The organism is Microvirga massiliensis (assembly GCF_001006805.1).
Lineage (GTDB): Bacteria > Pseudomonadota > Alphaproteobacteria > Rhizobiales > Beijerinckiaceae > Microvirga > Microvirga massiliensis.
Genome location: NZ_LN811357.1, coordinates 144,786 through 152,014, shown reverse-complemented (window position 1 = coordinate 152,014; position 7,229 = coordinate 144,786). Strand labels below are relative to the sequence as shown.

Below are 7,229 nucleotides of genomic sequence, written 5' to 3'. Positions count from 1 at the left end.
TCTCTTTCTGCTTGCGCTGTCTTGCGACAATCAAGATTATGACTGCGCATCCCAGAATTCCTTGTCGCTGACGGTCCAGGCCAGCAAGTCGGCACGAGTGCACTAGTTGTGCTATTCACAATTCGTGCTTGGCGCAATTGTCCATATTGCTGAGCACTTCAACTTCACTTCAAGGATCGACCAGTAGTTAGAGGACTACAGCGTCCTCTCAGCTGTATTTTTTATCCCTTGATGTGAAGCAAGCTCGAGGCCGCTCCTGTTCCAATGTCTAACCAACATAAGTTAAAAATCATCGGTCCACCAGGGTGCTAGCAGGCGCGACCGTTCACCGAAGCTGATCCCCAGTCGGGTCGAATGCCAAGGTTGCGAGGGGTGGTCGCCATGCCATGCAGAGCGAGCCAACTGGAAGGGCAGAGTCGCATCGAATGGGGGCGCATTCGGAAGAGCCTACTTCACACCTTCGATTGATGTCGGAAAGACCTGATGCGTCCTCTGCAATGGTTGATCCACTCAGCGGAGGACTTTGGGTCAAAGCTGCTGACGCGAAAGCGAGCTCACAAAGGGACCGAGAAACGGCCAACCCATCTCATCGAACCATCCCGCAGTGGGGGGCTCCCGATTGCACCTTCGATTGTGAGTGTCGGCCCAAATAGTCGAACCCAGCGTGCAGTGCACACCTGTCTCGAACTGCCAACCTACCGTCTCAAAATGTCAAGCAAGCAGGTGAGCCCTTGTATAAGAGAATACGTCTTCACTGAACAGGATGTGCTGCTGCTTGCAGGATATCCGGAAGCGATCACCAAACTGGAAGGGCTAAGCCCTGGTCAGGATGCGCGCCGACCGCCGGCACCTCGACTGTCTGATGGTCTATGTCTCGGAATCAACTATGGTGGGCATGCGGCTTGCGGACGTGCCGCATCCGCCGGGCTGTTCAATGGACATCGTCCAAATTCGCCGCGGCGACGCCGACATCCTGCCGGGCCCCAAACTCATGCTGGAATTCGGTGACCGACTTGGCCTGCTCATCAGCCCTGAGAACCGTGCGGCCATTATCAAGCCCTTCGGCGATTCGGTCCTGGCCGAAGCCAGTTTCAGCTTCGTTGCGCTCGGACTCGTTCCAATTCCAATTCCTGGCATCGGGACGGTCACCCTCGGGCTTGCTGGAGGCCCGCTCGTCGTCTCGCTCCTCCTTGGCCGGCTCGACCGTACTGGGCCCCTCATGTGGCACCTGCCAGTCTCGGCCGATCAGGTGCTCCGCAACTTCGGGCTTGCCCTGTTACTTGCGCGGGTCGGGATCGATTCCGGCACCCCCTTCGTCGAGCAGGTGCGCCATTCCGGTTTCGAATTCATCTTCGCGGGAATGATTATCTTGCTCACCGTCGTGCTCGTCGTTCTTCTCCCGGGATATTTCCTTCTTAATATCGGCTTCGACGACCTGCTCGGTACCGCATCGGGTGCGATCGGGAACCCGGTGATCCTCGGCTATGGCAATTTACTGGCCCCAACTGGCAAGCCGGAGGTCGACTATGCCATGATCTTCCCGGGCGTCGGTACGATCGTGAAGATCCTCGCCGTGCAGATCCTGGCCGTCGCTTACGGAATTATGGCATCCTAGCTTGGAGGAGCACAAATGCGGATCGCGATGTTCAGTGCCAAGAATTACGAGCGCGCAGTGATTGACGAACTGAACGTCGCTCATGGACACGAAGTCGTCTACTTCGATGTACTCCTTGGACCCGAGACGGCATCTCTGGCGACGGGATTTCCGGCTGTCAGCGTGTTCGTCAATGATGTTGTCGATGGCGCGGTGCTGAAACAGCTCGCTGCCGGCGGCACGAAACTTGTGGCGACGCGTTCTACCGGATTCAATCACATCGACGTGCAAACGGCAAAAGAGCTCGGCATCAAGGTCGTGCGGGTTGTCAACTATTCTCCAAACTCCGTGGCCGAGTTTGCCGTCGGCTTGCTCCTCGCGCTCAATCGGAAGATTCCACGAGCCTATAATCGGACGCGCGAAGGCAATTTCTCACTCGACGGCCTCATGGGCTTCGATCTCGTCGGTCGTACCGTGGCTGTGATCGGGACCGGCAAGATAGGCACGATCTTTGCCCGGATCATGGCCGGTTTTGGCTGCAATGTGATCGGCTTTGACGTTCACCAATCGCCGGAATTCGAGAAGATCGGCGGCCGCTACGTAGAGGCTGATGGAATCATGGCTGCGGACGTCATCTCCTTGCATTGTCCTTTGACTCCGCAGACCCATCACATCGTCAATGCTCGCACGCTCTCTCTCGTCAAGAGAGGTGCGCTTCTGATCAATACGAGTCGCGGCGGTCTGGTCGACACCGAGGCGGCGATCGAAGCGCTCAAGTCAGGTCAACTGGGCGGGATCGCGATCGATGTTTACGAGCAGGAGGCCGATCTCTTCTACAAGGATCTGTCGAGCACGGTAATCCCGGACGACGTAATCCAGCGCCTCATCTCGTTCCCGAATGTGATCGTGACCGGGCATCAGGCGTTCTTCACGCGCGAGGCCTTGGGAACGATTCTGGAAACGACTCTCGCGAGCGTGTCGGATTTTGCCGCGGGCCGCCCGCTCGCGAACGAAATCGTTACGCCTTCCTGAGGTTGTCACTGAAGGAGCGATTTACGAGTGCGTCTCTATGCCGATACATGTGAAACCGGCAGCCGCTGACGGAGCACGGGCCTGGAGCCATTTTCGCACCTGGGTGACGGCTGAGCTGTCGCAAGAAACGGTGGACGATGTATCAGAACATTGCCGTCCTCTTCGCCTTCACATTCGTCTATAGCCTGGTTGCGGGGCGGTTGGAGTGCACACCGATTGCGGGTGCCATCGTGTTCACCGCGTTCGGGTTCGCTGCCGGCCCGTTTGGCCTGAATCTTCTCACCCTGGACGTTCATGCGCAGGGCCTTCGAGCCCTGGCCGAACTGACGCTGGCGCTGGTCCTGTTTACGGATGCCGCGAGCGCGGATCTAAGAGTTCTGAAACTCAGCTACACGATACCGGAGCGCCTTCTGCTGATCGGCTTGCCGGTGACGATCCTGCTTGGCATCGGTGTTGCGGCTCTGCTGTTCGATGGACTTGGTTACGTCGAGTGCGCGTTGCTCGCCACGATGCTGGCTCCGACCGACGCTGCGCTCGGGAAGGCAGTCGTGACCAATCCCGCCGTTCCTCCGCCGATCCGCGAGGGGCTGAACGTGGAGAGCGGTCTGAACGACGGCATCTGCGTACCGGTTCTCCTGATCCTGTTGGCTCTTGCCGGAGAGCAGACCGTCGCAAGGGGGCCGCTGGAACTGGTCCTCCACCACTTCGTCCAGGAGATTGGAATTGGGCTTCTCGTGGGTGCAGGGCTCGCGCTTCTGGGACTATGGGCGCTGCGGCTCGCCGATAATTATGGCTGGACGACGACAGTATGGCGACAGCTTCCGGCTGTCGCGTTGGCGTTCACGTCCTTTGCGGCCGCGCAGGCACTGGGAGGAAGCGGATTCATCGCCTGTTTCGTCGGGGGGCTCGCTGCGGGCGGAATGGCGCGACGGCAGAAGCAGAAACATGAGTTCCTCCTCGCAGCGGAAGGGGCTGGCGACATCTTCGGTCTTCTGACCTGGGTTCTCTTGGGATCCGCCGTGATCAGCCAGGCCACCGAACGGCTGAGCTGGGAGGTTGCGGCCTATGCCGTCTTGAGCCTCACCGCCATCCGCATGATTCCGGTGTGGCTGGCCTTGGCCGGCACCGGGCTGACAGCCGACAGCAAGCTCTTCATGGGCTGGTTCGGTCCGAGGGGCCTTGCCAGCGTCGTGTTCGCCATCATCGTGCTCGATGCCGACTTACCAGGCGGCGAGACGCTGACCACGACGGTTGCCTGGACGGTCATACTCAGCATTCTGGCTCATGGAGTGACCGCCAGTCCGCTGGCCGCCATCTTTGCGCGCCGCGTGAGCGCCATGCAGGGGACCTCGCTACGCAGATAAACCCGGCATTCGGTAGCAAAGACCACCAGCCGCGCGGTAAGGGATTGGTGTGAAAGGAATTCAAGCTCTTCGACCGCACGAGAAAATTTGTGAAGCGGGGAGACAACGAGTGACTTGAAGCTCGCCTCGATCACAGGCCGTCGCCATCCATTGGTTCTGGGGACGGTCCGAAGTAGGGGGCTAAGCGGACGCTCATCGCGCCCATTACCCGGCCGGGTTTGATCCAGTGCGGACTTTCTCTCGGCCGCTCGCTTACCTGTCCAGAGCGATCTCCCACTCGGCGCTAGGTTGCCTTATCGTGTTACGTGCTCCCGCGCTCGAGGCAGGCCTCTCGCAAGGGCCCGTCACTGACCCCTTGCCGGCTGTGGCCCATGCTTGCGGCGGGCTGCGACATGCGCGAGGGTCGCATGCGGCGAGTTCTACTGGCACTCATCGGAATAGCGGCAGCCGAGATTGCTCAGGCCGAGACCTACAGCTTCACCACCGTCGTGAACAAGTCGTGGTGGTATCAGACGCTCATCCACTGCGCTGGGCCGGCCACAGGGCGTGCGCCGCAAGGGTGCATTCTCAGCGAACCGGCGATTGCCGACCCGAACCTCAAGATTGTGCGCAACCAGCCTGCGTGGCCTGTGCCGCCGGTCACCCGATCGAGTTCTATCCGGATGGCACGCTTAAGTATTGCAAGCTCAACGGCGAGCAGCACATTGAGCTGATCGGCCCGCCGGGCGTCGGGATCTGCTTTGACTTCGCCTATTTCGATGAGACTGGGCGCGCGGATTGCGACTAGGCAGAGTTCTTCGGGTCATCCCACAGATGGTGTGCTCTTGCGGCTTCAATGGGCCTGAACGGGCGTGGCGACATCTGTGGGGCAAGCTGTGTAAGCCTGTTTAGGTCGTAATCGTCCGGCCCGGTTCCGTAAAGCGCCTTCCGCCAAACTCCAATACGCGGTGCAGGCATTTACCATGACGACGCACCCACCCAATAAGCCTTGGACTCTCGACCGGATCGGCCAGATGGTCTCGACAGCCCCGAAGAGCGGCTATCAAAACTCCACGATCGCCTGGAGAACGCATTACGATGGCCAACGAACGGCGGGCCGGATTCCGTACGCTCTCACGCCAGATGGGGTTCTGTCGCAGCTATAGCGGCAACCGCTGGGCGCAGACCTACGAGATCATGGAGGCCTCCCTCGCGGAGCGCGCGGACGCCATCCGCTGCGCGAGCGGATTCGTCTTCCGCCGTGTGCTAGTCGCCTGTCCGGTGACTGCTGGATCCAGCGCAAGGTCACATCTGCTCAGTCGACCTACCACATCGAGATCTTGTGCTACGCAGCAATGCAAAAAGCCCCGGTGTTTCCACCGGGGCTCTCGTCAGATCGATCTGAGTCGATCAGAAGTCGCGCTGGACGCGGAGGCGGCCCTCCCAGACGTCGAGGTCGCTCGTTCCGGCAGGCCGGACCACGGTGCCCAGTGCACCGGAGACGACGGCCGGAACGCGGTTGTCGAAGTCGACCCGCGTGTACATCACTTCGATACCGAGGTTCAGGCCCGCAACCGGCGACCAGATCGTGTTGCCACCGATGCGGATCTCGTTGAAGTCCGTGAAGCCGACAGTGAGACCCGAGAATGTCGGGAAGGTCGGAGCGGTCAGGACCGTCGAAGAACCGCCGCCGAACTGCACGTTAGCATAGGACCCGAAGATGCTCGAATACAGCGTCGGAGCCCAGAAATGCGTGAAGTTGGCGGCAATGCTCCAGACGTCGGTCTTCTCGAGATTGCCCGTGAAGGCGTTGATCGTGGCATCGGTGAGACCGATGGTTGTGATATCACCCCCGAACCCGATGTTGCTGCCAGTGAAGCCCGCGTAGTTCGGCGCACCCTGAGCGTAGGTTCCCACCACCCAGAAATAGTCGCCAGCCGCAAAGAACGGGAGATTGATCTGGACGCTCGGAGAGATCGCCCAGCCGTATTCGGCATCGTTAAACAGGCGGCCCGTACCGGGAACGATGGCGCCAGCCGCGGTGAGGGTTGGAGGAATACCCAGATCGCGGATCTGATGGACCGCACCCGACAACTGCGCGTTACCCCAGGTGCCGACATACTTGATATTGGCGACGAAATCCGGAGCCGTGTCACCAGCCGGCACGTATGAGGCGAACGGGAAGTTGAAGCCCGGGAATACGACATTGGTCGGCAATCCGAACGTTGTTCCCAGCAGCCCGACCGGCAAGCCCGTGTTACGACGGCTGATGTTGTCTTCCAACGCAACCGATGCCGAGAAGCCGCCGCCGAACGAGAAGGTGTAGGCCAAGGTCGGGAGGTCGGGAGTGTCGTCGAAGCGCAGCGTGCCGAAGTGCTGCGTGGCGATGTCGGCGTTCGAGAAGAACGACGAGATGCGACCAGCAGTCAGGCCGCCGAACTGGACGAAGGCCTGCGCAACGTCGGGAGAATTTGCGGCGACGCCGTTGATCGGGAAATTGTACGAGCCGGTGTCGCGGGTGATCTCATACCGGATGTAGGCCCGCAGGGTGCCGTAATCCGTCGGCGTGCGAACGTCGACGTTCAACCGGCCGCGTGCCCGGAAGCCGACCGTATCGTCGGACCGATCGAAGGGCTCCAGATACCGGTATTCGGCGCGGACACGGCCGCCGACCCGCAAGCAGGTCTCGGTGCCCGGGATGTAGAAGAAGCTGGATCCGTAGGCGGAGCAGACGCGGACGTAATCAACAGCAACAGGTTCGGCCTTCCGGATGGGAAGATCCGCAGCCTGTGCCCCGGCGACGACAGCGAACCCCGCTGCGGATCCGAGGAGTAGGCTCTTCACGAGCTTCATTTATAACCTCCAAAGTTGTGAGACCCTGGGGATAGGCTTTGTGCCTCGACAGCTTCACCGAAGCCCTGACCACAGACCCCTTAACCCCTGGGATTTGTCCCCTTCCCAGCTTCCCCGCCGAAAGTTGACCAACTCACGACCGGGGTGCCACCTGTCGCAGGCTCACCATTCTTCAACACTCTCTGCCGATCAAGCGAAGACGCCTGGCTTTCTCGCGATCCCGCGAGGTTTTCATCTCATGTGTGGCCAAATCTCCACACTTCAGCTTTCGGGGCTGATGCCCCCCGTAATAGACTATTAACCTCTTCAGTTGGTTGGGCTGAAGTCGGTGATGACATCTCTGACGAGGACGATCAGCGACTTGTGTAACGGGTTCTGACATCTATCGATGAGCTCGGAATGTCTCT

The 7,229-nt window shown here is 60.0% G+C and carries 5 protein-coding genes; 4 read left to right on the top strand and 1 reads right to left on the bottom strand.

Annotated elements, in window-relative coordinates; translation table 11 throughout:
- Positions 1-829 precede the first annotated feature (829 nt).
- The 4 genes from BN1233_RS23125 (at position 830) to BN1233_RS47180 (ending at position 4,777) form a co-directional block, all read left to right on the top strand.
- A complete protein-coding gene (locus tag BN1233_RS23125; protein ID WP_052763891.1) occupies positions 830-1,615 on the top strand; it encodes an aspartate-alanine antiporter-like transporter in 786 nt (261 codons plus the stop codon).
- A gap of 15 nt (positions 1,616-1,630) precedes the next feature.
- Positions 1,631-2,626 carry a 2-hydroxyacid dehydrogenase gene (locus BN1233_RS23120; protein ID WP_046865985.1) on the top strand — a complete coding sequence of 332 codons (996 nt, stop codon included), beginning with the start codon at positions 1,631-1,633 and terminating at the stop codon, positions 2,624-2,626.
- A 137-nt stretch (positions 2,627-2,763) separates the two neighbouring features.
- Complete coding sequence (locus BN1233_RS23115; protein ID WP_046865984.1) at positions 2,764-3,990, top strand: cation:proton antiporter; 1,227 nt, start codon at positions 2,764-2,766, stop codon at positions 3,988-3,990.
- Positions 3,991-4,612: 622 nt separating this feature from the next.
- On the top strand, positions 4,613-4,777 hold the full coding sequence (locus tag BN1233_RS47180) for a hypothetical protein (protein WP_154678287.1): 165 nt from the start codon (positions 4,613-4,615) through the stop codon (positions 4,775-4,777).
- Between the two features lie 602 nt (positions 4,778-5,379).
- Here BN1233_RS47180 and BN1233_RS23110 read toward each other — a convergent pair.
- Positions 5,380-6,822 carry a porin gene (locus BN1233_RS23110; protein ID WP_046865983.1) on the bottom strand — a complete coding sequence of 481 codons (1,443 nt, stop codon included), beginning with the start codon at positions 6,820-6,822 and terminating at the stop codon, positions 5,380-5,382.
- Positions 6,823-7,229 lie beyond the last annotated feature (407 nt).